Annotated in this window: 20 protein-coding genes; 11 read left to right on the top strand and 9 right to left on the bottom strand. The window is 69.5% G+C overall.

Annotation, left to right across the window (positions count from 1 at the left end):
• The 3 genes from ABB33_RS13930 (at window position 1) to ABB33_RS13920 (ending at window position 3,233) form a co-directional block, all read left to right on the top strand.
• Window positions 1–963 carry an alpha/beta hydrolase gene (locus tag ABB33_RS13930; protein WP_056932502.1) on the top strand — a complete coding sequence of 321 codons (963 nt, stop codon included), beginning with the start codon at window positions 1–3 and terminating at the stop codon, window positions 961–963.
• A complete protein-coding gene (locus tag ABB33_RS13925; protein ID WP_056932501.1) occupies window positions 960–2,567 on the top strand; it encodes a carboxylesterase/lipase family protein in 1,608 nt (535 codons plus the stop codon). Before ABB33_RS13930 ends, ABB33_RS13925 begins: the two co-directional genes overlap by 4 nt.
• A gap of 69 nt (window positions 2,568–2,636) precedes the next feature.
• A complete protein-coding gene (locus ABB33_RS13920; protein WP_056932500.1) occupies window positions 2,637–3,233 on the top strand; it encodes a cysteine dioxygenase family protein in 597 nt (198 codons plus the stop codon).
• 63 nt (window positions 3,234–3,296) lie between these two features.
• Here the strand turns inward: ABB33_RS13920 and ABB33_RS13915 are convergent, their stop codons facing one another.
• Entirely contained in the window at window positions 3,297–7,106 is a 3,810-nt protein-coding gene (locus ABB33_RS13915; protein ID WP_056932499.1) for a LamG-like jellyroll fold domain-containing protein, read from the bottom strand.
• A 135-nt stretch (window positions 7,107–7,241) separates the two neighbouring features.
• The gene (locus ABB33_RS13910; protein ID WP_056932498.1) at window positions 7,242–10,034 is read right to left on the bottom strand and encodes a TonB-dependent receptor; all 2,793 of its coding nucleotides are present in this window, start codon (window positions 10,032–10,034) and stop codon (window positions 7,242–7,244) included.
• A gap of 272 nt (window positions 10,035–10,306) precedes the next feature.
• Between ABB33_RS13910 and ABB33_RS13905 the strand changes: the two genes are divergently transcribed.
• The 3 genes from ABB33_RS13905 to adhP all read left to right on the top strand — a co-directional run bounded on the left by ABB33_RS13905 (window position 10,307) and on the right by adhP (window position 13,095).
• Window positions 10,307–11,329 carry a sugar kinase gene (locus ABB33_RS13905; protein ID WP_056932497.1) on the top strand — a complete coding sequence of 341 codons (1,023 nt, stop codon included), beginning with the start codon at window positions 10,307–10,309 and terminating at the stop codon, window positions 11,327–11,329.
• Complete coding sequence (gene eda / locus ABB33_RS13900) at window positions 11,316–11,954, top strand: bifunctional 4-hydroxy-2-oxoglutarate aldolase/2-dehydro-3-deoxy-phosphogluconate aldolase (protein ID WP_054661277.1); 639 nt, start codon at window positions 11,316–11,318, stop codon at window positions 11,952–11,954. The genes ABB33_RS13905 and eda overlap by 14 nt, the downstream gene beginning before the upstream one ends.
• 112 nt (window positions 11,955–12,066) lie before the next feature.
• Window positions 12,067–13,095 (top strand): alcohol dehydrogenase AdhP, encoded by a 1,029-nt coding sequence (gene adhP / locus ABB33_RS13895; protein WP_054661274.1) that lies wholly within the window; start codon window positions 12,067–12,069, stop codon window positions 13,093–13,095.
• Window positions 13,096–13,161: 66 nt separating this feature from the next.
• On the opposite strand, the gene ABB33_RS13890 is transcribed toward adhP, so the two are convergent.
• Entirely contained in the window at window positions 13,162–15,288 is a 2,127-nt protein-coding gene (locus ABB33_RS13890; RefSeq protein WP_056932514.1) for a TonB-dependent receptor family protein, read from the bottom strand.
• Between the two features lie 164 nt (window positions 15,289–15,452).
• Here ABB33_RS13890 and ABB33_RS13885 point away from each other — a divergent pair, with 164 nt between their 5' ends.
• Entirely contained in the window at window positions 15,453–16,655 is a 1,203-nt protein-coding gene (locus ABB33_RS13885) for an amino acid aminotransferase (protein ID WP_056932496.1), read from the top strand.
• A 70-nt stretch (window positions 16,656–16,725) separates the two neighbouring features.
• Here ABB33_RS13885 and ABB33_RS13880 read toward each other — a convergent pair whose 3' ends face one another.
• Window positions 16,726–17,961, bottom strand: a complete 1,236-nt coding sequence (locus ABB33_RS13880) for an MgtC/SapB family protein (RefSeq protein WP_056932495.1) — start codon at window positions 17,959–17,961, stop codon at window positions 16,726–16,728.
• A 188-nt stretch (window positions 17,962–18,149) separates the two neighbouring features.
• On the opposite strand from ABB33_RS13880, the gene ABB33_RS13875 reads away from it, so the two are divergent.
• Window positions 18,150–19,163: a class 1 fructose-bisphosphatase gene (locus ABB33_RS13875; RefSeq protein WP_054661265.1), complete on the top strand. Its 1,014-nt coding sequence runs from the start codon at window positions 18,150–18,152 to the stop codon at window positions 19,161–19,163.
• A gap of 75 nt (window positions 19,164–19,238) precedes the next feature.
• On the opposite strand, the gene ABB33_RS13870 is transcribed toward ABB33_RS13875, so the two are convergent.
• A complete protein-coding gene (locus ABB33_RS13870) occupies window positions 19,239–20,330 on the bottom strand; it encodes a PA0069 family radical SAM protein (protein ID WP_056932494.1) in 1,092 nt (363 codons plus the stop codon).
• Between the two features lie 112 nt (window positions 20,331–20,442).
• Between ABB33_RS13870 and cls the strand changes: the two genes are divergently transcribed.
• The 3 genes from cls (at window position 20,443) to ABB33_RS13855 (ending at window position 23,000) form a co-directional block, all read left to right on the top strand.
• The gene (gene cls / locus ABB33_RS13865; RefSeq protein WP_056932493.1) at window positions 20,443–21,903 is read left to right on the top strand and encodes a cardiolipin synthase; all 1,461 of its coding nucleotides are present in this window, start codon (window positions 20,443–20,445) and stop codon (window positions 21,901–21,903) included.
• 66 nt (window positions 21,904–21,969) lie between these two features.
• Window positions 21,970–22,248, top strand: a complete 279-nt coding sequence (locus ABB33_RS13860) for a hypothetical protein (protein ID WP_225546662.1) — start codon at window positions 21,970–21,972, stop codon at window positions 22,246–22,248.
• A complete protein-coding gene (locus tag ABB33_RS13855; RefSeq protein WP_056932492.1) occupies window positions 22,245–23,000 on the top strand; it encodes a pyridoxine 5'-phosphate synthase in 756 nt (251 codons plus the stop codon). Before ABB33_RS13860 ends, ABB33_RS13855 begins: the two co-directional genes overlap by 4 nt.
• Window positions 23,001–23,323: 323 nt before the next feature.
• Here ABB33_RS13855 and ABB33_RS13850 read toward each other — a convergent pair whose 3' ends face one another.
• From ABB33_RS13850 to ABB33_RS13835, 4 genes are all read right to left on the bottom strand, one after another.
• Window positions 23,324–23,734: an ExbD/TolR family protein gene (locus tag ABB33_RS13850; protein ID WP_054661253.1), complete on the bottom strand. Its 411-nt coding sequence runs from the start codon at window positions 23,732–23,734 to the stop codon at window positions 23,324–23,326.
• Window positions 23,735–23,737: 3 nt separating this feature from the next.
• On the bottom strand, window positions 23,738–24,163 hold the full coding sequence (locus tag ABB33_RS13845; protein WP_054661250.1) for an ExbD/TolR family protein: 426 nt from the start codon (window positions 24,161–24,163) through the stop codon (window positions 23,738–23,740).
• A gap of 45 nt (window positions 24,164–24,208) precedes the next feature.
• A complete protein-coding gene (exbB, locus tag ABB33_RS13840; RefSeq protein ID WP_054661248.1) occupies window positions 24,209–24,952 on the bottom strand; it encodes a TonB-system energizer ExbB in 744 nt (247 codons plus the stop codon).
• Between the two features lie 85 nt (window positions 24,953–25,037).
• A partial coding sequence (locus tag ABB33_RS13835; RefSeq protein ID WP_082595103.1) for an energy transducer TonB occupies window positions 25,038–25,353 on the bottom strand: 316 nt, incomplete at its 5' end.

Here is a 25,353-nt window from a genome sequence, read left to right as displayed (position 1 = left end):
ATGGCTTTTATCCTGGTCTTCGGGGTTTCCGCCGCTGTCGCGGGCACCGCCCCGGACGGCGAACCGGCAGCGGGATCGGCACAGCGGATCGCGCTGTGGCCGGCTGGATTGGCACCGGGAGACAAAGCGCTGCCGGAGGCCGCCCGCATCGTCGAGCGCAGCGCCGATCCGGCGCTGCCGGACCGCTACATCACCCACGTCAGCGCGCCCTATCTGGTCATGTACCGGCCGGCCCGCCCCAACGGCACCGCGCTGCTGGTGACCCCCGGCGGCGGCTACCAGCGCGTGGTGCTGGACAAGGAGGGCTCGGCGCTGGTGCCGGCCTTCGTCGAGGAGGGCGGCATCACCCTGTTCGTGCTGCGCTACCGCTTGCCGGGCGAGGGCCGTGACGACCGCGATGCGGCGCTGGCCGATGCGCAGCGTGCGCTGCGCCTGATCCGTGCCCGCGCCAGCGAATGGCAACTGGATCCACGGCGCATCGGCGTGATCGGCTTCTCCGCCGGCGGGCACCTGGCCGCACGGCTGGGCAACGGCTTCGGACAACCGGCATATCCGGCCACGGACGCCATCGACCGCACCAGCGCGCGCCCGGATTTCCAGCTGCTGGTGTACCCGGTGATCGACATGGACGGCGCCGACACGCACCCCGGCTCGCAACACCGCCTGCTCGGCCCCGATGCGGATGCAGCGCTGCGGCGGCACTACTCGATGCAGCACCAGGTGCGTGCCGACACCCCGCCGACCTTCCTGGTGCACGCCGGCGACGACGCCGCGGTGCCGGTCGGCAACAGCCTCGGCTTCTACGCCGCATTGCACCGGGCCGGCGTGCCCGCGGAACTGCATGTGTTCCCGTACGGCGGCCATGGCTTCGGTACCCGGGGCATCGCCGGGCTGGGCGCCGCCGCATGGCCGCGGCTGGCGCGCGACTGGATCGCCGCACAGGCGCCGGAGCACGCGCCATGACCGCCCTGCCCGGCGATCCGCGACGGCGGCATTTCCTGCGCGCCGGCACGCTGTGCTCGCTCGGCGCCGGGCTGGCGGCCGCGCTGCCGGCCGCGGCCGCGCGCATGCCCCCGAGCCCGCTCGCCCGCGTGCGCGGGGGCCGTATCGCCGGGCAGACGGAGCACGGCATCCATGTGTTCCGCGGCATCCCGTATGGCGCGGACACCGCCCCCCGGCGCTTCCAGCAGGCCGTACAGGAAGCCCCCTGGCGGGGCGTACGCGACGCGCTGGCCTGGGGCCCGGCCGCGCCGCAGACCAGCGGCGAAGGGCCGGGCAGCGAGGACTGCCTGTATCTCAACGTGTGGACTCCGGCCCTGCGCGACGGTGGCCGCCGCCCGGTGCTGGTGTACCTGCACGGCGGCGCCTACAACAACGGGTCGGGCAGCGACCCGCTGTACGACGGCAGTGCCCTGTGCCTGCGCGGCGACGTGGTGGTGGTCACCGTCAACCACCGGCTCAACGTGTTCGGCTACCTGTACCTGGGCGGGCTCGGCGGCGAGGCGTTCGCCGATTCGGGCAACGCCGGCCAGCTCGACCTGGTGCAGGCGCTGCAGTGGGTGCGCCAGCACGCGGTCGAGTTCGGCGGCGACCCCGGCAACGTCACCGTGTTCGGCCAGTCCGGCGGCGGCGCCAAGATCGCCACGCTGATGGCGATGCCGGCGGCGCAGGGCCTGTTCCACCGCGCCTGGACGATGAGCGGCCAGCAGGTGACCGCCGCCGGCCCGCGCGCGGCCACGCAGCGTGCACGACGGGTGCTGGAGCACTTCGGCCTGCGCGAACCGCAGGCGCTGCGCACGCTGCCCATGGAGGCGTTGCTGGAAGCGGTGAAGCTGCGCGACCCGTCGTGGGTCGAGGACACCGGCCTGTACTTCGGCCCGGTGCTGGACGCGCGCCACCTGCCCACGCACCCGTTCTGGCCGCAGGCGCCGCTGCAGTCGGCCGCCATTCCCATGGTCATCGGCAATACCCGCGACGAGACCCGTGCCTTCCTCGGCCATGACCCGCGCAATTTCGCACTGGACTGGGAAGCGCTGCCGGCGAAGCTGGAGCGCGAACAGTTCGTGGACCTTCCCGCGTCGGAGGTGATCGCCGCCTACCGGCGGATGTACCCGCACTACACGGCGTCGGAGGTGTTCTTCGCGGCGACCACCGCCGGACGCTCGTGGCGCGGTGCGGTGGAGGAACTGGAGGCGCGCGCGCGCCAGGGTGCGCCGACCTGGGCCTACCAGCTGGACTGGTACGACCGTGGCGGCGACGCCGACCGGCTGCGTGCCTTCCACACCCTGGACATCCCGCTGGTGTTCCACAACACCCGCCAGCCCGGTTCGCGCACCGGTGCCACCGCGTCGGCCACGCGCATGGCCGATGCGATGAGCGATGCGCTGCTGGCGTTCGCCCGCCATGGCGATCCCAACCATGGCGGGCTGCCGCACTGGGCGCCGTACTCGTTGCAACGCCGGCAGACCCTGGTGTTCGACGACGACAGCCGCCTTCAGGACGATCCGCGCGGCGGCGAGCGCCGGCTGTACGCGCAGGTGCCGTTCGTGCAGCGCGGCACCTCATGAGCCACACATGCCACCCCGCCATGAGCGGCAGCGAACGGTTTGTTCACCGTTTTGTCCTAGACTGGCGGCATGATTTCAGATGCAAATGGTTACTTCGACTTCAGCGGGCGCGAGCGGCTGGTGGCGGCCATCGACGCCGCGCTGGCCACGGCTGATGTCGCCACCGCGGTGGCGCGGGTCGAACAGGTGCTGCGGCAGGCCATCGCCGACCCGGCGATCGTGCTGCCGGATTGCGTGCACGAGCCGATCAGCGACCACTACGCGCGCCGTGAGCTGTACCGCAGCGCGCGCCATGGCTACAGCATCATCGCCATGACCTGGGGGCCGGGCCAGGGCACGCCGCTGCACGACCATGACGGCCTGTGGTGCGTGGAGGGCGTGTGGCAGGGCACGCTGCGGATCACCCCGTACCGGTTGTGCGAAGACCACGGCGACATCGCCCGGCTGCAGCCCCTTGCCGCCGTGGACGGCGCGCGCGGCAGTGCCGGCAACCTGATCCCGCCGGATGAGTTCCATGTGCTGTGCAACGCCAGCGACGATGAGATCGCGATCTCGGTGCATGTCTACCAGGGGCCGATGGAGCACTGCACGGTGTTCGTTCCCGAGCCCGGGATCGCCGACGGGTACCGGCGCGAGCGCCGGGTGCTGCAGACCGATACGCGGTGACGCCGGTCCCCCTTCTCCCGCCGGGAGAGGGGGATGGCCGGCATTGCCGGCGGTGCGCGACGCCTACCGCAGCGGCAGGCGGTTGTTGAGCCGCGTCACTTCCTCGATCCCGCCTTCCTGCATTACCCGCACACTGGCGCCGCTGCACTGGAAACCCGGCGGCAACGCCAGTTCCACCGTGGTCGTGCGCGGCTGCAGGTCCGATGGCGCTTCCAGCGCCGGGATCGCAACGCGCGCCACCTCGCGGCCGCGTGCATCCTCGACCCATGCAAACCCGGGCCGGGTGGCGACATGGCCGAGGCTGTGCACGGTCAGCCGCACGCGCCCGTCCTCGACCTGCAGGTCGCCACGGCCGATGCCCAGGTCGGCGCGGGTTTCCACCGGCGTGCCCGCCGCGATCCGCTCGAACTCGAACACGTGCGCCTGCTTCGGTGCGAAACGCAGGGCGGTGGATGCGCTGCGCTCCAGCTCCACCTCGCGCACCTGCGGCTTGCCGTCGATCCGGTCGTCGCCGTCGCGGTCGATGCCACTGCTGATGCGCCAGGTGCCGGCGGCGATGTTCCAGCCGGTCATCGTCGCCTCCAGCGGCACGTCTGCCATGTTCCAGGCGATCACCTTGAAGCGTTCGCGCGAGGGCGCGTGCACCAGCAGCGCCACCTGCTCGGCGGCCCCGGGCCGGGCGAAGCGCCAGCTCACGGTGTGCCCGGGGAAGCTCTGGTTGCGCTTGAGTGCGATGCCGCCCAGGCGCAGGCGCTGCAGGAATTCGCTCGGCGCCTCGACGCGGTCGCTCCACCAGTGGCCCTCGGTGTTCATGTACTCGCGCTGGGCCTTGGCCTGGATGCCTTCGGCATGCAGGGCTTCCAGATACGATTTGTCGCCGCTCAGCTGCCACGCGGTGACGGCGGCGAAGCCGGTGTCGCCCTTGTCGGCGGCGGCGACCAGCTGGCGGCCCCAGTCCTGCTGGCGGCCCAGCACGTCGATGAAGTTCTCGCCCAGGTTGGCCAGCGCGCCGGGGCCGCCGCGCTGCACGCGGTAGTCCAGCGCCTTCAGGTACTTGTCATCGCCGCTCCAGCGCCAGGCCGCCCAGAATGTGTGCATGACGTCGCCAGCGCCCGAACCCTGGTTCAGTTCGCCACCCCGGGTCTTGCCGGTGGCCCAGTTGATCTCGTTCGGCAGCGTCCAGCGGCCGGTGTCGTCGGTATGGGCGTGGGCGAGGTAACTGTCGGCCAGGCCGGTGACCAGCGCGCGGCCGGTGCGATCGGCGTTGTATTCGCCCATCAGGAACGCCGGGTGCAGCGCCGGGAACGAATAGGGCTTCTGCCATTGCCAGTTAGGCTCGCGGTAGACCTTGTTGCCACCGAACCAGTTGCTGGAGAACAGCAGGTGGCCCTGCGGGTTGCGCAGGATGATGCGCTCGTCGAACGCGCGCACCGTCTGCATCAGCCGCTCCACGGTCAGCGGGTCGCCCCAGTTGAGGTAGAGCATGGCGCTGTTGGCGTTGATGCCTTCCTCGTAGGCGTGCAGTTCGTCGGTCTCGATGGTGCTCAGGCCGTTGGCGAACATGCCGTTGCGGTACACCGCGTCGGACAGCGCGGTCAGCGAGGCATTGAGGCGCTCCGGCTCCACGCCCATCAGCGCCAACCCCGGCCACTGCTGGGTCAGGTCGGTATCGTCGGAGATGCCGCCGCCGAAATCGCCGTACTCGACCTGGCGGTTGTCGATCCACCAGTCGACGAAGCGGCGCACGCGCCTGAGGTCCTCCACCTGGCGAAACGCCCACAGCGGCACGCCCGCGGGCGGCTGCGGCTGCTGGAACGGTGGCCGGCCCTGGCTGTTGTAGCTGATGTAGTTCCAGTACAGCCGGCCCAGCACGTGGTCGGGGTCCACCCGCAGCAGGTCGCTGAGGTCGGCGTACACGCGCGCATACAGGCGCTGGCGCTTGGAAGTGGTGTGCTCCTCGACCAGGAAGCCCCAGTTGTCGCGCACCTGGTTGAAGCGGTCGGCCAGGTGTTCGGCAAGCGCCTGCCGGCGGTCCTTGAACACCAGCCGCAGTTCGGCGCCATCCAGCGCGGCGGCATTGAAGCCGGGCGCGGCCGAGGCGATGGAGATCCACAGGCTGTCGACGGTAAGGATCCGGTCGCGCAGGTCCAGCCATAGCGTGCGCGGCTGCCCGGGCCGTACCGAGACCGACACGTCGATCATGTCGCGGGCCGGCCAGATCGGGTCCTTGATGCGGATGTTCAGCGGGATCACCGCGCCGTCGGGGCCGTCGTGGGTGGCCGCCAGGTCCAGCGCCGGCAGGTCGATGGCGATGCCGTCCAGGCCATCGTGCATGTTCTCCCAGCTGTGCGCCCAGCTGCGGATCAGCGGCTGTGCCGCCGGCGCGTCGCCGACTCCGGACGGCACCAGGACGTGCACGATCGGCTGCGGCCGCGCCGGCAGCGAATCGGCCGTGCGCCGGCGCGACCCCGCGCCCTTGGGCAGGGCCATCACCACGCTGCGCTCGTCGGGGGCGAAGCGGCCGTCGATGTAGTCGCGCAGCGCGGCGATGTTGGTGTAGTCCGGCAGCACCCGGCTGTCGATCAGGTAGCGCTGCTTGACCGTGCCCTGCGGCTCGGCGGCAGCGCTGACGTGGTAACCCCATATCTCCTGGATCGGTGTTTCCTGTTCGACGTTGGAAAAGCGCAGCGTGCCGCCGGTCTGCGTGGCGAACCCGTCCACGCTGCGGACCACGCCGCGGGGCCGGGTGAACAGGGTGCCGGCGCTGCCGCGCAGTTCGCCGTGGGCCGCGCCCCGGATCTCGATGCGGTTGATGGCTTCGCCATCGGGCACGGTCAGGTCCAGGTGCTGGCCGCCCTCGACATAGGTGTTCCAGTCCGGCAGCTGGAAGTAGTCGTTGCGGCCGGGCAGGCGCGAGCGGTTGTAGACGCCCGGCCAGGTGGTCTCGGCGATGCCGTCTGTGCCCTTCCACATCCACTGTTTCTTGTCGCGGATATCGGCGAACTCGACCTTGCGGATCGTGGTCACCGCCGCCTCCAGTACCGGTGGCGGCGCGCCGTCCCAGCCATGGCGGTGCCACCAGGCCCGTTGCGAGGAGGACGCGGTGCCCTCCTGCGCCCGCGGCGCGTCGTTGCGCGCCAGCGCGGCCACGTCGCTGGTGGCGAGCATGCGGTCGTAGACGCGGATCTCGTCGAAGTCGCTGCCGCGCAGGAAGTTGTAGCGGCTCTGCACCTGGTACGGCGCCATCACCCGCCCGGCCAGGCCGAGCTGGTCGAGCGCGGCGTCGTAGTCGCCGGTGGTGTCCACGCGCGCCACCTCGCGGCCGTCGAGGAACAGGCGCACGCCCTCGTCCTCGTCCCAGGCGAAGGCGATGTGCTGCCATTGTTCGGGCGACGGGTTGCGGTCCAGGCGGAACGACACGCGGGTCCGCGCCAGGTTGGCGTCGGTGACGAAGGCGTCGAAGCCATGGCCGTTCCAGTCGATGCGCAGCCAGGTCATGTCCCAGCTGCTGTGGTCGGCGTAGCCGACGCGGAAGATCACGAACGGGGCCTCGCCCACGGCGTAGCGCGAGCGCCAGAAGAAGGACAGGGTGCCGCGTTCGGCACGGATGTTGCCCGGCGCGTTCCACGACAGCACGCCGTCGTCTTCCCAGCGGATCGCGCGGCCGTGGGCGCCGTCGTCGACCAGGCTCACCTTGTCCTGGAAGTTGGGGACGGCATCGCCCTGCGCCTGGTCGGCGACGAAGCCGTGGTCGGCCGATACGCGGAACAGCAGGTTCGGCGGGGAAGAAAGCGCCGCCGCCGGGAGAGCGGCGGACAGCGCCGAAGCCAGCAGCAGCAGGCGGAGCGGGGAGCAGGCGTTACGTGGTGACATCGGGCGTCTCTTGGAAGCGCGCGGCGGTTGCCTGCGCCGCGCGCGGTGGGCCAAGTTAGCGACGCCAACGCGTCATCACATCCTGCGTCGCACCATCGGCTGGCTCCCGGCAACACGCCGGGAGCGCAGCCAGGATCAGAACCGGTAACGCAGCCCCAGGGTATAGGTGCGTCCGGTCTGGCTGTACTCCAGCGGCAGCGACACCGACGGGTTGGCCACCCACGATTCCTGCGCCTCGTTGGTCAGGTTGGCGCCTTCCAGGCTCAGCTCCAGCTGGTCGCTGATGCGGTAGTGGATCGACGCATCGACGATGGTGGTTCCGCTCTGGCCATGCACGCCGTTGGCGTCGCTGTTGAAGCCGGCCTCGGTGCCCGGCACCTGGATCAGGTAGTCGTTGCGGTTGGTGGCCGAAACGCGACCGGAGAAACGCTCGCCTTCGTAGAACAGCGTCGCGTTCCACGAATTCTTGGACTGGCCGGTCATCGCCGCCTTCTGCGCCGTCGCGCCGGAGGACAGCAGGTACTGGATGTCCGAATCGACGTAGGTGTAGTTCAGCTGCGTGCCCAGGTTGGACCACTTGCCCGGCAGGAAGGTGAACGGCTGCACGTAGTTCAGCTCCACGCCCTGCAGCTTGCCGCCCGGGGTGTTGACCGGCACGGTGAAGGTGAACTCGTCGCTGGGGCTGGCGTTGAGGTTGTCCAGCAGGCTGGCCGGCAGGCCGCTGTCGGCGTAGACGCGGGTTTCGCGGGTGTTCTGGATGTAGCTGCCGATGTCCTTGTAGAACACGGTGGCACCGAGCATGGCGCCTTCGTCGAAGTACCACTCCAGGCCCAGGTCGTAGCTCTTGGCGCGCACCGGGTCGAGCATCGGGTTGCCGCCGCTGACCGTACGGGCGCTGCCGCTGACGTTGACGGTCACGCCCGGGGTCAGGCTGCCCAGGCCGGGACGCGACATCACCTTGGCCGCGGCGAAGCGCAGCAGGAAATCCGGGGTGAGTTCGGCCACCACGTTCAGCGAGGGCAGGGTGTCGTTGTACTCGCGGGTCACCGTGGCGGCCACGGGCTTTCCGCTGGCGGTGGCGATGCCAGAGGAGGTCTGCTTGGTGCGGACATGGCGCACGCCGAGGTTGCCGTACACCGGGATCGAACCGATCTCGGTGGAGAACTTGCCCATCAGCCAACCGCTGCGGTCCTGCTCCTCGACGCCGCGCATGCTGGCCGGGTAGTCGACCAATGCGTAGATCCCTTCGCCGTTGAGGACACCGAACATATTGGCGATGGCGCCGAAGTTGGGCACCACCCACGTGCCGGGCGAGCCGGCCAGGCCGCCGAGGCTGGCCAGCTCGGTCATGTCGGCAGGCACGATCTTGTTGCCGGTGCTGAAGTTCGGCACCGCGGTCTCGTTGCCGACACGCCGGCGCTCCATAGAATCGAAGCTGTAGTTCTTGCCCTGCACGCCGCCGCTCAGGGTGAACGAAGGGCCGATGACCCACGAGAAATCCAGCTCGCCGTTGTGGAACTCGTTGGTCACGTAGTTCTGGCGCAGGCGGATCGTGGACAGGGTCCAGCCGTTCGGATCGGTCGGGCTGACACCGTAGTTGAACACCGGCTTGTTGGCGTTGCCACGGTAGTCGTAGCTGTAGCCCTGCACATCCAGCTTGTCCATCATGATGGTCGCCTGGACCGGATTGTCATGCTTGGACCGCGAGGTGCCGACCCTGCCGCTGAGGGTGAAGCTGTCGGTCAGCCTGTGCTCGCCGTCGAGGCTGACCTGGTAGAAATCCGTGCTCCATTCGTCGTGGCGGTTCTCGGCGCGGATATCGACGTTGTCCATCTTTGCGTAGACCAGGGCGCCATTTTCGATCACGCCGTCCCTGACCACGATCTGCGCCTTGCCGTCTGCGCCGGTCTTGCTCAGGCCGTTGGCCTCTATGTACTTCTCGTCGCGCTGGGCATCGATCTTCGAGTAGAGCATGTCCAGGCTGAAGGTGGTGCGGTCGCTGGGCTTGAACTGCAGCGAACCGGTCACGCCCAGGCGCTTCTGGTCATGTTCCATCAACGTATAGCGCGGGAAGCGCGGCGTGTAGACCTGGTCGCTGCAGACGCCCGGGAATGGAGCGGTGCCTTCAGCGCAACCCGCAAAGCCAACGCCCTTTGGATTGGCTGTGTTGGTCGGCGTGTTCGCCCGTGCATTGGCCCAGCGCACGGTGCCGGTGCCTTCCTCCACGGTCTCGCGCTCGGAGTACGCCACCGACAGCAGCGCGCCGACCTTGCCGTCGGCCCAGCTGTTGGCGATCAGGCCGGCGAAGCGCGGCATCGCCGCCTGCGAGGCGTCGTTGTAGGCGGTCTGCACATTGGTCACGAGGGTGAAGCCGTCATAGTCGAACGGCCGTGCGGTGCGCAGGTCCACGGTGGCGCCGAGCGAGCCTTCCTCGACGTCGGCCGAGGCGGTCTTGCGCGCGATCAGCTGCGAGAACAGGTCCGAGGCGAATACGTTGAAATCGAAGCCGCGGCTGCGGTTGGTGCCGCCCTGGCCGTCGCTGCTGCCGACGGTGCTCAGCGCTTCCATGCCGTTGATGCGCACGCGGGTGAAATCCGGACCCAGCCCGCGGACGGTGATCTGGCGGCCTTCGCCGCCATCGCGGGTGATGACCACGCCGGGGATGCGTTGCAGCGATTCGGCCAGGTTGCTGTCGGGGAACTTGCCGATGTCCTCGGCGACCACGGCGTCGACCATGCCGGCTTCGCCGCGCTTGATGTCCAGCGCCTTCTCGACACTGGCGCGGTAGCCGGTGACGGTCACGGTGTCCAGTTCGGTGGCGGCGGCGCCTGCGTCCTGGGCGGCGGCGGCGCCGGCCTGCAGCGCCAGCGCGATCGACAATGCGAGCAAGGTAACCGGTGTCTTTTTCTGCTTGCTGTGTGGATACATGTGTTTCCCCCTCTCCAAAGGTTTACATGCGAAGCGGCGATTCCTGTAGTGCCAAAGGCATATGACACCGCTGGTCAAAACCGAAAGTAGCAGGAGCTCCGGGAGGGAGCATCTTGCACTGCAACAGGCGGGGAAATGCCCGCAACCCCTTGTCTTTGGGACATTACGGCGCCGATATCGACAGGGGCAAGGGACATTTCGGTGTGTATGACACCGATGGTCAAACTATCGTGCCATCATTCCCGCCCGTGTAGACCGCGACAGGAGTCCCGATGAGTTCCCCCCGTGTTGTCTGTTTCGGCGAGCTGCTGCTGCGGCTCGGCGCCCCCGGCCACCAGCTGCTGCTGCAGACCCCGGCGCTGGAGGTGCATTGCGGTGGCGCCGAGGCCAACGTCGGCGTCTCGCTGGCGCACTTCGGCCATGACGTGGCGATGGTCAGTGTGGTCGCCGACAACCCGCTGGGCGCGGCGGTCGGCGGCGAGCTGCGCCGGCACGGGCTGGATACCACGCGGGTGCGGCGCGGCGACGGCCGCATGGGCCTGTATTTCCTGACCACCGGCGCCGGGCACCGGCCCAGCGAGGTGGTCTACGACCGCGCCGATTCGGCCTTCGCCAGCGCGCGCGCCGACAGCTACGACTGGCCGGCGCTGTTGCGCGGCGCACAGTGGCTGCACCTGTCCGGCGTCAGCCCGGCGCTCGGCGCCGAGGCGGCGCAGGCCACCCTGGCGGCCGCGCGCGCGGCCTGCGCGGCGGGCATCAAGGTGTCGTTCGACGGCAATTTCCGGCCGAAGCTGTGGGAGCGCTGGGGCGGTGACGCCAGGGCGATCCTGCATGATCTGTTCGACTGCGCGCATATCGTGTTCGCCGATTACCGCGACATCGGCGTGGTGCTGGGCGGGCAGTTCGCGCAGGCCGACGCACGGGCGCGCGTGGACGCGGCCGCGGCGATGGCATTCGCCGCATTCCCGCGGCTGCAGTACATGGCGTGCACCCAGCGCACCGCGCACAGCGCCGGGCACCACTCGCTCGGCGCGATGCTGCTCGGCCGCGACGGCACCCGCGCAGGCGCGCCGGATGCGGAACTGACCGGCATCGTCGACCGCATCGGCGGCGGCGACGCGTTCGCCGCAGGCGTGCTGCATGGCCTGATCGAGGGCTTCGACGCCGACGCCACGATCCGCTTCGGCCTGGCCGCCGGCTGCCTGAAGCATTCCATTCCCGGCGATTTCAACCCGGTCGGCGTCGCCGACGTGATGGCCCTGGTGGGCGAAGGAAAATTCGATGTCCGGCGCTGATCCGCGCGTGCGCGCTGTCCTGAAACTGGCACCGGTGATCCCGGTGTTCACCCCCGGGTCCATCGACGATGCCGTGCAGGTGGCGCAGGCACTGTTCCGCGGCGGCCTGCCGGTGATCGAAGTGACCCTGCGCACGGCCACTGCCATGGACGCGATCAGGGCGATGGCCGAAGCGGTGCCCGACGCGGTGATCGGTGCCGGTACCGTGCTCGACGCGCGGCAGATGGCGCAGGTCAAGGCCGCCGGTGGCCGCTTCGCGGTCTCGCCGGGCGCCACCGACCGGCTGTATGCCGCCGCGCGCGATACCGACCTGCCGTTCCTGCCGGGCGTGGCCACTGCATCGGACCTGATGCGCGGGCTGGAGCAGGGGCTGGACACGTTCAAGTTCTTCCCCGCGGTACAGGCCGGCGGCACGGCGATGCTGGCGGCGTGGAACGGCCCGTTCGGCGACGTGCGGTTCTGCCCGACCGGCGGCATCGGCGTACAGACCGCCGCGCAGTTCCTGCACCTGCCCAACGTGCTGTGCGTCGGTGGCTCGTGGCTGACCACGCGCGATCTGCTGGCGGCGCGCGACTGGGCCGGGATCGAACGCCTGGCGCGCGAGGCGGCACTGCTGGCCGGCTGAACCGGCGACCGTCCGTCGGCCACCGCGCCGTTGCTTCCAGGGCGTGATCACGATCAATGCGGCGGCACGCGGACGGCGCGAGAGTAGGCGCGTTCCCCCACGGAGATCGCGTATGGACAGGACAATGAAGGCCGCGGTGGTGCGTGCATTCGGCCAGCCGCTGGTCATCGAGGAAGTACCGGTACCGCGCCCGGCGGCCGGTGACATTCTGGTGAAGATCGAAGCGTGCGGCGTCTGCCACACCGACCTGCACGCCGCCGAGGGCGACTGGCCGGTGAAGCCGGAGCCGCCGTTCATTCCCGGCCACGAAGGCGTCGGCCACGTGGTCGCAGTGGGCGAGGGCGTCCACCACGTCCGCGAGGGCGACCGCGTCGGCATTCCCTGGCTGTACTCGGCCTGCGGCCATTGCGAACACTGCCTCGGCGGCTGGGAAACGCTGTGCGAAAGCCAGCGCAACACCGGCTACTCGGTCAATGGCGGGTTCGCCCAGTACGCGCTGGCCAACGCCGATTACGTCGGCCACCTGCCCGACAGCGTGGGCTTCGTCGAGATCGCACCGGTGCTGTGCGCCGGGGTGACCGTCTACAAGGGGCTGAAGGTCACCGACACCAAGCCCGGCGACTGGGTGGTGATCTCGGGCATCGGCGGGCTCGGCCACATGGCCGTGCAGTACGCGCGGGCGATGGGCCTGAACGTGGCGGCGGTGGACGTGGACGAGGGCAAGCTGGCACTGGCGCGGCGGCTCGGCGCGACGGTCACCGTCGACGCCCGCGCCACCGACCCGGCGGCATTCCTGAAAAAGGAGATCGGCGGCGCCCATGGCGCGCTGGTCACCGCGGTATCGCCCAAGGCGTTCGCGCAGGCGCTGGGCATGGTCCGGCGCGGCGGCACGGTGTCGCTCAACGGCCTGCCGCCCGGCGACTTCCCGCTGGACATCTTCGGCATGGTGCTCAACGGCATCACCGTGCGCGGCTCCATCGTCGGCACCCGCCTGGACCTGCAGGAGTCGCTGCAGTTCGCGGCCGACGGCAAGGTCGCCGCGACCGTCTCCACCGATACGCTGGACAACATCAACGCGGTGTTCGCGCGCATGCGCGCCGGCCAGATCGAAGGGCGCGTGGTCCTGGACATGAGCGCCTGACCGTCCATGCATGGCCGCCGTCGCCCGCTTCCCCTCCCGTGGGCGCGGCGGCCGTGCATCGCTGCCTCAATGCGGTGACCACTGCCATTCCAGGCCCAGGGTCCAGCTGCGGTCCGCGCCGGGTTCGTAGTAGCGGCGGTTGCCGTCGTTGACGATGACCGAACCGATGTAGCGCCGGTCCAGTACGTTGTCCACGCGCGCGAACAGGCGCAGCGGGCCGCTCGCGGTATGCCACTGGCGGGCCGCTTCCAGGTTCACGAGTGCGTAGCCCGGCGCGCGTCCGTCGCCCAGGTCGGTACTTGTGGTCGCGCCCGCGGCCACGGTCTCGGCGGCCAGCTGCCAGCGATCCGGCCGCCAGTCCCAGCGCGCCTGCAACAGCTGGCGCGGCACCCCCGGCAGCGCGGTGCCGGGTGCCACTGGATTGCGCGGCGCGGTGCACGGCGCAGGCAGGCCCGAGCAGGTCAGGTAGCCCTCGCGCACACTGGCCTGCAGCCACGTCCATGCCAGCTGCAGGTGCTGGGCCTCGCCGATCGGCTGCCGCCAGCCCAGTTCCATGCCGCGGCGGCGGGTGGCGCCGATGTTGCGGTAACTGCTGCGGCCGCCGCTGTTGCTGGCGACCGCCAGTTCGTCGTCGGTATCGGTGTGGAACAGCGACAGGTCCAGCCGGGTGCCGGCCTGGATGCGCCACTTGGCGCCGAGTTCGAGGGTGCGGCTGGTGGCCGGCGACAGGTCCAGCGCCAGCCCGGCACCGCCATCGGCGCGATAGCCCAGCTCGTTGAAGGTCGGCGTTTCGAAACCACGCCCGGCCGATGCGTACAGGCGCAGGTCCTGGCCGGCGCGGAACACCACCCCCGCTACCGGGGTGGTGGCGGTGTACTGGCGGCGGCCGCTGTCGTCCGGGTTGCCGGCTGCGATGTAACGGTCGTCGGAGCGGAAGTCCACCCGGCTGTGGCGCGCCCCGGCCAGCAGCGACCAGCGCGGTGCGAACTGCCACCAGGCCTGCGCGAACGAATCGACGTTGCCGACCCGGTCGCGCTGGTCGCGACGCAGCCGGCCGCGGACGCCCAGCACGTCGCCGACGAAGTTCTCGTGGCCGCTGCGGTGCTGCCGCTGGCGGTCGGCGTTGGCGCCGATCACCAGTTCCAGCGGGCGCGCGGCCAGGGTGCCGTGCCAGGCCCAGCGTGCATCCACGCCGCCGTAACCACCGTCCAGGTCGATCACCCCGCCGGCATGCAGCGCATTGGCCTGCGCCGCGGGCGGGATGGCCAGGAACTGCGCCACGGTGCGCTGCCCGGCATAGGCCATCAGCCGCCAGGTCTGGCGGCTGCGCTGCAGCGTGTACACCGCGCCGGCCTGCGCCTGCCGCACCGACTTGCGGGTGTCGTACAGGGAGGCGACGGCAGTGGCCTGGCGCGGGTCCTCGCGCACCTGCGTGCGGTCCAGGCCCAGCGGGTCCTGCGCGCGCGGCGCATCGAGCACGTTGAACAGCAGGTCCAGGCGCTGGCCCGGCGCCATCTCGAACCCGAGCCGGGCGTTGAGCGATTGCCGCCGCGCCGCACTGTGCCGGCGCCAGCCGTCGGTGCGGTAGTCGCTGGCGGCAACGTTGTAGCGCATGGCACCGGCCAGGCCCCGCAGCTGCAGGCCCAGGCTGCGGCTGTTGTCGCTGCCGGCACTGGCACGCAGCCGCCAGGGGTCGCCCGCCTGGCCATCGGCGCTCCACAGCTGCACCACGCCGCCGGAGGAGTTGCCGTACAGCGCCGAGAACGGCCCGCGCAGCACGTCGATGCGTTGGGCACCAAGCAGGTTGAAGTGCGACAGCTGGCCCTGGCCGTCGGGCATGGTCGCCGGCACCCCGTCCACCAGCAGCCGCACGCCGCGCACGCCGAAGGTGGAGCGCGCACCGAAGCCGCGGATCGACAGCTGGGTGTCCTGCGCCAGGTTCTGCCGCTCGCGCGCCAGCAGGCCCGGCACCCCGCCCAGGGCCTCGGACACCAGCACGCCGCGGCCATTGCCATGGGCGTCCACGTCCTGGGTGGTGATCGACGCGGGCAGGTCGAAATCGTCCACCGCATGCACCCGCGCCGCCTGTACCTGCACCGCGTCCAGGGTCGCCGGGGCCGGCGCCGCCAGCGCCACCACCGGCAGCGCCGCTGCCACTTCCATCACCGGGAACCACCGCCTGCGTCGCTTCATGCCGGCATCATCGCCGATCGCCGCCAAGCGGTGGACCGTGCGCGACGGTTCCGCCTGAAACCCCCTGCGGCCAAGCGCCCCCGGCCCTGTTAGGATGGGGCGGTTTGACCGCGCTGCGCGGTCGTCCCGAAGTTCCCCCTCCCGCCACCGTGACGAGTACCGCCGTGTCCTTCTTTGCAAACGTGGAACAGGTTCCTGGCGACCCGATCCTGGGTCTGACCGAGGCCTACAACGCCGATCCGCGCCCGACCAAGGTCAATCTTGGCGTCGGCATCTATTACGACGAAGACGGCCGCATCCCGTTGCTGCGCGCCGTGCAGCTGATCGAACAGCAGCTCGCCGCCGAGGCCAAGCCGCGCGGCTACCTGCCGATCGACGGCCTGCCGGCCTACACCCAGGCCACGCAGAAGCTGGTGTTCGGCGAGGGTTCGGAACTGATCGCCAGCGGCCGCGTCGCCACTGCGCAGACCATCGGCGGCAGCGGCGCGCTGCGCGTGGGCGCGGACCTGCTGCACAGGCTGCTGCCGCACGCCACCGTGGCCATCAGCAACCCGAGCTGGGAAAACCACCGCGCGGTGTTCGGTGCCGCCGGCTTCGAGGTGGTCGATTACACCTACTTCGACAACGCCAGCCACGGCCTGGATTTCGCCGGCATGATCGCCGACCTGCAGAAGCTGCAGCCCGGCACCGTGGTGCTGCTGCATGCCTGCTGCCACAACCCGACCGGTGCCGACCTGGACACCGCGCAGTGGCAGCAGGTCGCCGCGCTGCTCAAGGACCGCCAGCTGTTCCCCTTCATCGACATGGCCTACCAGGGCTTCGACAAGGGCATCGAGCAGGACGGCCAGGCCGTGCGCATCATCGCCGAGGCCGGGATCGACAGCTTCATCGTCGCCAACTCGTACTCCAAGTCGTTCTCGCTGTACGGCGAGCGCGTCGGCGCGCTGTCGGTGGTCGGCCCGGATGCGGCCTCGACCAGGGCCGTGCAGTCGCAGGTCAAGCGCATCATCCGCACCATCTACTCCAGCCCGTCCACCCATGGCGCCGCGCTGGTGGCCGGCGTGCTGGGCAGCGCCGAGCTGCGCGGCATGTGGGGCGCCGAGCTGACCGCGATGCGCGAGCGCATCCACGCCCTGCGCGCCGGCATGGTGCAGAAGCTGGCCGCCCTGGGCGCGCCGGAGTTCGGCTTCATCCAGCAGCAGGCCGGCATGTTCTCCTATTCGGGCCTGAGCAAGGCGCAGGTGGACCGGCTGCGCGACGAGTTCGGCATCTATGCCGTCGGCACCGGCCGCATCTGCGTGGCCGCGCTCAGCCAGAAGAACCTGGACTACGTGGCCAAGGCGGTCTACGACGTCAGCCGCGGTTGATCCGCGGCCGACGCCAGGATCCGGAAAAGCCCGGCCACGGCCGGGCTTTTTCATGCCCGGCTGCGTCGGCTCAGGCAGGTACCAGCCAGGTCGTGGCCGCCGCGCCGGCCACCATCGCCGCCAGTCCCGCGCCGACGGCGACGCCGTAACGCGGCCCGCCGCTGGCGAACGCCAGCACCGACTTGGCCAGCGAGGCCGAAGCCAGCAGCGCCACCACGCCCCAGCGCGCCGCGTCCAGCTGCAGGCCGCCGGACGCGTTCAGGCTGGCGATGCCGGCCGCGGCTGCGTGCAGTTCGCCGAGAGCGGCAATGGTCGCGCCCACCAGCGCCCCGGCCTGGCCGAACACCTGGCGCAGCCATTCGGACACCAGCAGCACGGCGGCGATCACCAGCGCGATCATCACCGCATGGCCGAGGCGCAGTGCCTTGGCGGTGGCGGTACGCGGCACCGCCTCTTCCTTCACGTGGCGCAGGCCCAGCAGCGAGAACGCCAGCAGTGCCAGCGCGGCGGCCAGCAGCGGCCAGGCGCTGGCGCGCAGCAGCGCCGGCGACGTGGTGCCGATCACCGCCGCGAACAGCATCAACGAGGCCAGGTTGGCCAACAACGCCGCCGACGCCGACGGACCCACCAGCACGGCCGCCGCCCTGCTGCCGCGGCCGAAGCCGGCCACCGCCGCGGTCGACGAGGCGAAGCCCGAGAAGAAGCCCGCCATCGGCAACCCCCAGCGCGCACCGACCATCCGCAACGCCAGGTGGCCGAGCATGCCCACCCCCATCACCAGCACCACGATCTGCCACAACTTGGACGGCACCAGCACGCCCCAGGGGTCGATCGCCTCGTCCGGCAACAGCGGCAGCACCACCAATGCACTCGCGGCGAGCAGCAACGCGTCGCGCATCTCCTGGTCGCTGATCACATCGCGGCTCAGCCGTGCCAGCGGCGCCTTGGCCCACAGCAGGATGGCCACCACCACCCCGAGCGCCGCCGCCAGTTCCGGCGCGTCGAACGCGAGCCCGCCGAGCAGTACGGTGAGCAGCAGCGCGATCTCGCCGGTCAGGCCCGGGTCGGCGCGCGCGGTGATCCGGTAACTGCTCCACGCCAGCAGGGCGGCCGCCAGCAGCACGACCAGGAATACCGCCTGTCCGAAGGCGATGCCCACGGTTCCCATCAACGCCAGCAGGGCGTGGGTACGCACTCCTGCCTGCAGCGTGGTGGCATTGCCATGCTGGCGTTCGCGCACGGCGCCGATCAGCAGGCCGATGCCGAGCGCCGCGGGCAGACTCTGCGTTGCCTGCTCCCAGTCCATGTCCCCTCCCTCCGGAATGCCCATTTTAAGCCAGTACCGGCAGGCCCCGACGGCGCGCGCCTGTCTCCACGGACGACATCGCGTGGCCGCCGCCATGCCCTGCCAGGACAGGACCTGTCCATGACCTCGTAAAAGCAGGGACAACCCGCGACAATAGCGCTCCTTTCGTCTGAAGGTAGCTCCTGACCATGTCCCGCACGTCGCTGACCCGCTTCCTGATCGAAGAGCAGCATGCCCGGCGCATCAACGCCGACCTGCGCCAGCTGGTGGCGGTGGTGGCCCGCGCCTGCACCAGCATCTCGATCGCGGTGAGCAAGGGCGCGCTGGGCGGCGTGCTCGGCGACGCCGGTACCGGCAACGTGCAGGGCGAGGCGCAGAAGAAGCTGGACGTGATCTCCAACGAGATCCTGCTCGAGGCCAACGCCTGGGGTGGCCACCTGGCCGCCTGCGCGTCGGAGGAGATGGACCACAGCCAGCCGGTGCCGTCGGAGTATCCGCAGGGCGACTTCCTGCTGCTGTTCGATCCGCTGGACGGCAGCTCCAACATCGACGTGAACGTGTCGGTGGGCACCATCTTTTCGGTGCTGCGCGCGCCGCCGGGCGTGGAACAGCCCGGCGACACCCACTTCCTGCAGCCGGGCGTGCAGCAGGTCGCGGCCGGCTACTGCATCTACGGGCCGAGCACGATGCTGGTGCTCACCGTCGGCCATGGCACCCATGCCTTCACCCTGGACCGCGAGACCGGCGAGTTCGTGCTCACCCAGCGCGGCATGCAGGTGCCGGCCGACACCCGCGAGTTCGCCATCAACATGTCCAACCAGCGCCATTGGGAAGCGCCGATGCAGGGCTACGTGGCCGACCTGTTGGCCGGCCGCGAGGGCGTGCGTGGCAAGGACTTCAACATGCGCTGGATCGCCTCGATGGTGGCCGACGTGCATCGCATCCTCACCCGCGGCGGCATCTTCATCTATCCGTGGGACCGGAAGGACCCGTCCAAGCCGGGCAAGCTGCGGCTGATGTACGAGGCCAACCCGATGTCGATGCTGGTCGAGCAGGCCGGCGGTGCCGCCACCGACGGCCGTCGCCGCATCCTCGACATCCAGCCCGAACAGCTGCACCAGCGCGTGCCGGTGTTCCTGGGCTCGCGCAACGAGGTGGCCGAGGCCACCCGTTACCACCGCGAGCACGACGCGCAGGGCTGAGCCGCCTGCGACCTGGGGGCGCGCGGCAGCCGCGCCCCGCCGGGTCATGGCCGGGCGCAGCGCAGCGGCGGCGGATCAGAACAGCTCGCCCTGCGGCGAGGCCTTCTTCGCTGGTACCGGCGGCACGAAACGGCTGCAGTCCAGCCACGGCCACTGCTCGCGCGAGGCGTTGAAGCCCAGGCGCCTGCTGGCCAGCGCGAAGCGCCGCGACAGCAGCTGCGCGTAGACGCCTTCGCCGCGCATGCGCCTGCCGAACTGGCTGTCGTAGTCCTTGCCGCCGCGCAGCTGGTTGATAGTGCTCATCACGTGCCCGGCACGCTGCGGGTGGTGCGCCTGCAGCCAGTCGCGGAACAGCGGCGCCACTTCATGCGGCAGGCGCAGCAGCACATAGCCGGCGCTGCGCGCGCCCGCATCGCGCGCCGCTTCCAGCACTGCTTCCAGCTCGGCGTCGTTGATCCACGGGATCACCGGCGCAACCATCACCCCAACCGGGATGCCCGCGTCGTGCAGCCGCCGCATCGCCCGCAGCCGCGCATGCGGTGCGGAAGCTCGCGGCTCCAGCCTGGCCGACAGGCGCGGGTCCAGCGACGTCACCGAGAAATGCACGCTGACCAGGCGCTGCGCGGCCAGCGGCGCCAGCAGGTCGATGTCGCGCTCGACCAGCGCGTTCTTGGTGATCAGCGAGAACGGGTGGCGGGTCTCCAGCATCACTTCGATCAGCTGCCGGGTGATGCCCAGCCGGCGTTCGATCGGCTGGTAGGCATCGGTGTTGATGCCCAGCGCGATCGGCTTGACCACATACCCGGGCCTGGCCAGCTCCCGGCGCAGCAGCTCGGCGGTATTGGTCTTGGCGAAGATCCGGGTCTCGAAATCCAGCCCCGGAGACAGGTTCAGGTAAGCGTGGGTGGGCCGCGCGAAGCAGTACGAGCAGCCATGCTCGCACCCCCGGTAGGGGTTCACCGACTGCTCGAAGCCCACGTCCGGGGAATTGTTGCGACTGATGATGCTGCGTGCGGTTTCCGCGCGCACGTCGGTGCGCAGCCGCGGCGCGGCGAACTCTTCGGTGTCGTCGGCCTGCCAGCCATCGTCGACGGCATCGGTGGTGGTGGTTTCGAAACGGCCGGGCAGGTGGCTGGCGGCACCGCGGCCCTTGATCACGGTCGGCATCGGCCTACGCTAGCGCGGCGGCGTCGCAGATGCAGCGACGCGGCGTTCATGCTGGCCGCCGGGGCGCCTTCGCCATCGCGCGCCATGCACCGCCCATGGCTAGAATCGCGGCATGCGCGAAGCCCTGCACCATCTCTGGACCGGCGTGTCCTCCATTCCGCACGCGGCCCAGATCCTGGCGGCGGCCTATGTCGTGTACCTGGTGCTGCTGGCCGGCTACATCGTGCTGCAGAAGCGCGAGCCGGTGGCGACGCTGAGCTGGATCCTGTCGCTGGCGGCGCTGCCCTACATCGGGTTGTTCGTGTTCTACCTGATCGGACCGCAGAAGATCGTGCGCCAGCGCCTGCGCCGCGGGCGTTCGCGCGAGGGCATGGAGGCCTACAACGTGGTCTGCCCGGCCGACCTGCACTGCACCGAGCTGGCGCGCATCGGCCAGGCCACCACCGGGCTGCCGCCCAGCACCGCCACCGCGGTGGACTGGCTGGTCGACGGCGCGGCGACCTACGCCGCGATCCTGGCGGCGGTCGCCACGGCGCGGCGCCACGTGAACCTGGAGTACTACATCTTCGAACCCGACCACGCCGGTACCGCCCTGCGCGACGCGCTGGCCGAACGCGCAAAAGCAGGGGTGAAGGTACGGCTGCTGCTCGACGCGGTCGGTTCGTCGCGGATCCGGCGCAGCTTCCTGCAACCGCTGGTCGATGCCGGTGGCGAGGTGGTGTGGTTCCATCCGCGGCAGCTGCTCAAACCGTTCCAGCGGCCGTGGCTGAACCTGCGCACGCACCGCAAGCTGGTGGTGATCGATGGCACGGTCGCCTTCACCGGCGGCATCAACATCACCGATGAGGAGGACGAAAGCCGCGACCCCAACGCCTATCGCGACCTGCATACCCGCCTGAGCGGACATGTCGTACGCAGCCTGCAGCTGGTGTTCCTGGAGGACTGGATCTACGCAAGCGGGCAGGGCATGGACAACTTCGACCGGGAGGACCTGTTCCCGTCCGATGGTCCCGTCCGTGACGACGGCACGGTGCAGGCACAAGTGCTTGTGTCCGGTCCGGATTCGTCGTGGGAGGCGATCCATCGCATGCACGTGGCGGCAATCCACGAGGCGTCGCGCCGGGTGTGGCTGGTGACACCGTACTTCGTCCCCGGCGAGGCCGCGCGGATGGCGCTGACCTCGGCCGCGCTCGGCGGGCTGGACACGCGCCTGCTGGTCCCACGGCGCAGCGATTCGCTGTTCGTCACCCTGGCCGGCCGCTCGTACTACGACGAGCTGCTGCAGGCCGGGGTCAAGATCTACGAGTACGGTCCGCGCATGCTGCATACCAAGGCATTCATCGCCGACGACGACACCTGCATCGTCGGCAGCGCCAACTTCGACCACCGCAGCTTCCGCCTGAACTTCGAACTGTCCATGCTCTACCACGACCGCCGGCTGACCGCGCAGCTGGATGCGATCCTTGCGCAGGAGTTCGAGCGCGCCACGCCGGTGTTGCCCGACCGCCATCGCCCACTGTGGCGCCAGCGCCTGCCCGAGGCATTCGCCCGCCTCGCCTCGCCGCTGCTGTAGCGCCCGGCGCCATGGAACCGGCCCCGGGCGGGCCGCTACACTGGGCGCCTCCACCGGGAGATCGTCATGTACTGGCTGTCGCTGCTGCTCGCGCTGGGCGCCTTCACCGTTTCCATCACGACCACGCACAGCGGCCTGATGCTGCTGTCGTTGCTGGCCGCGCTGCTGCTGTTGCTGCTGTGGATGAAGGGGTTGTACGCGGCACGCTTCGGCAGCACCACCAGGCAGGCGCCTCGGCCGCTGCACGCGGCCGAGCTGCAGGCCCTGCGCGACCAGTTGCGTCCCCCGGTACCGCCGGCGGCTCCGCCGTCCTCCCCTGCACCTGAAGAACAGCCGCCGTCATGACCTGCCTGAGCGTCAACGTCAACAAGATCGCCGTGCTGCGCAATTCGCGCGGCGGCAACGACCCCGACGTGCTGCGCGCGGCGGCCGCGTGCCTGGATGCCGGTGCGCACGGCATCACCGTGCATCCGCGCCCGGACCAGCGGCATATCCGCGCCGACGACGTGCATGTGCTTTCGACGCTCACCCGCGCACGCGGCGTCGAGTTCAACATCGAAGGCAATCCATTCGCGCCACCACGCCCGGGCTATCCGGGACTGCTGCCGTTGTGCGAGCAGACGCGCCCGGCGCAGGCCACCCTGGTACCGGACGGCGATGGACAGCTGACCTCCGACCACGGTTTCGATTTCGCCCGCGACGGCGAACGCCTGCGCCCGCTGATCACTGCCTTGAAGGGCTGCGGTTGCCGGGTCAGCCTGTTCGTCGACGCTGGCAACCCCGACATCGCGATGGCCGCGGCAATCGGTGCCGACCGCGTGGAGCTCTATACCGGTCCCTACGCCGAAGCCTTCGCCAACGGTGCCCCCGATGCCGCGCTGGCACTGTTCGCCGATGCCGCGCGCCGCGCCCAGGCCGCCGGCCTGGGGGTCAACGCCGGCCACGACCTGTCGCAGGCCAACCTGGGCCGCTTCCTCGCGCACGTACCGCAGGTACTGGAAGTATCCATCGGCCACGCCCTGATCGGCGAGGCGCTGTACGACGGCCTGGATGCGACGGTCAGGAGCTACCTGCGCATCATCGGCCAACGGCGCTGATCCAGCCGCAACGCCCCTCCATCCCACAAGAACAGGCAGCCAGCGGGAGCACGACACCGGCATCCCGGGAACGGCGCAGCGTGCATTGGAGCCTGCCCATAATCCCCAGGCCCGGGCCGCGGAGCCGCTTGTCCGGGCACGCGGGCTCATCCGGCAACGATGCACGCCCCCGTCCACAGCACGATGCATCCGTGTCGGCCCAGGGGCCGGTAGCGGGTGCGTAGCGGAACCGGGACAAAGGCGTAGCGGCTGCGCCAGGGCAAAAAAAAACGCCCCCGGCTTGCGGGGGCGTTTTCCAGTCGCGTCATGACTTGGGTATTGCGTTACTGCACGAAACCGATCTTCTTCATCTGAGCGTTCTTGGCCTGGGCCAGGATCTTGGCCATGACCTCGTACTCGGAATCCGGATTGGCATCGATGCGAAGTTCCGGCTGGTTGGTCGGATCCTTCTGTACTTCTTCTTCCATCTTCTGCTGCAGGTCGTTCACGTTCACCGGGCTGTTGTTCCAGTAAACCTGATTGCTCGCATCCACACGCAGATCGATCGGCGGCGGCGGCTCGCGCAGCTGCGGCGGCGGGTTGATGACCCGCTGCGGCAGGTCCACGGCGATCGGGTACGTCATGATCGGCGCGGTCACGATGAAGATGATCAGCAGCACCAGCATCACGTCCACGAGGGGCGTGACGTTGATGTCGGCCATGGGGCCCCTGTTTCCACCACTACTGAAAGCCATCGCTTATTGCCCCTTTTCTTTGGTGGCAACGAAACCGACGTCCAGCATGCCCTGGCCCTGCGCGATCTTGGTCACTTCATTGATCACGCTCATCTTGGTGGTCTTGTCACCACGCAGGTTGAGCGGGGGCTGCGGCGTCTGCTGGGCAGCAGTGGCGAAACGCGACTCCAGGGTCTCCTTCGACACCGGCTCATCGTTCCAGTAGAGCGAACCGTCTTCCTTGACTGCCACCGTGATCGGGCCCGAACGCTTCTCAGCGTCGTCCGGATTGATGTACAGGTTGGCCTCGGGCAGCTCGACCTTGACCTTGTGGGACATCAGGGGAGCCGTGATGATGAAGATGATCAGCAGCACCAGCATCACGTCCACGAGGGGCGTGACGTTGATGTCGGCCATGGGGCCGCCGCTGTTACCACTACTGAAAGCCATAACGGGCTCCGTCTATATCGTTGCGAGGACTGCTCTGCTGCCGGCTCAGCGAACGCGCGAGCCGGTGGCGAAGAAGTCGTGCAGATCGTGCGCGAAGGTGTCGAACTTGCTGACGGTGGCGCTGTTGATCTTGCTGAAGAAGTTGAAGGCGAACACGGCCGGGATCGCGACGAACAGACCGATGGCGGTCATGATCAGCGCTTCACCCACCGGGCCGGCAACGGCGTCGATCGAGGCCGAACCGGTGGCACCGATCTTGATCAGCGCGCCGTAGATGCCCCACACGGTACCCAGCAGACCCACGAACGGAGCGGTCGCGCCGACGGTGGCCAGCAGGATCATGCCGCCCTGCAGCTTGTTGGATTCGCGGGTGACGGCCTGGCGCAGGGCGCGGTCGACGAACTCCGAACGGCTCAGGGTCTCGGCGGCACCGGCCTGCTGGTGGTGCGCAGCGGCCTGGGCGGCGTCCAGCGCGATCTTCGAGAACGGCTCCGAAGCCGGCTGCTCTTCCATGGCGCGGATCGCGTCCTGGGCATTGGCGGCGTCCCAGAACATGCCCGGCACGCGGTCGGAAGCCGACTTCAGGCGGGTCGAACGGAAGATGTTGATGACGGTCCAGTACCACGACATCGCCGACATCGCGACCAGGGTCAGCAGCACGACCCAGGAAACCGCGAAGTCACCCGGCTTGGAGGTCATTTCGTGAATCAGATGCTCGAAGCCCATCTGCGAGAGCGCGTTGTTTGCGTTGCCCCCGGCAGCAGCGGCGATGAAGATTTCCTGCAGCATGACGCTTACCTTTGTTGTGTGTGGTGTTAAAGGGTGTAGCTAAAGTCGAACGGTTCCCTGCTGGCGGCCGAGGGCCGCCGGGGGATCAGCTCAGCGCAAAGTTGACCGGGACGCGGACGCGACCAGCCGCCTTTTGTCCATTGATGACGGAAGGATTGAACTTCCACTTGCGTGCCGCATCCATGGCGGCGCGGTCGAGATCACGGTTACGGCTGGACTTCTCGACGGACACATTGGTGACGTTGCCGCTGGCGTCGACATCAATGATGAGGATGACCTCGCCCTGGATACCGGCGCGGAAGGCGGCCGGCGGGTAACGCGGCGGGTTCATGTTCTTGGACGAGATGTCCACGCTGGCCTGGATGTCGGTGACCTGCGCCGGCGGCGACGGCGGCGACGGC

The organism is Stenotrophomonas acidaminiphila, assembly GCF_001431595.1.
In the GTDB taxonomy this organism is placed as follows: Bacteria; Pseudomonadota; Gammaproteobacteria; order Xanthomonadales; family Xanthomonadaceae; genus Stenotrophomonas; species Stenotrophomonas acidaminiphila.
The sequence above is the reverse complement of the archived record's forward strand: the minus strand, read 5'-3'. Positions and strand labels throughout refer to the sequence as shown.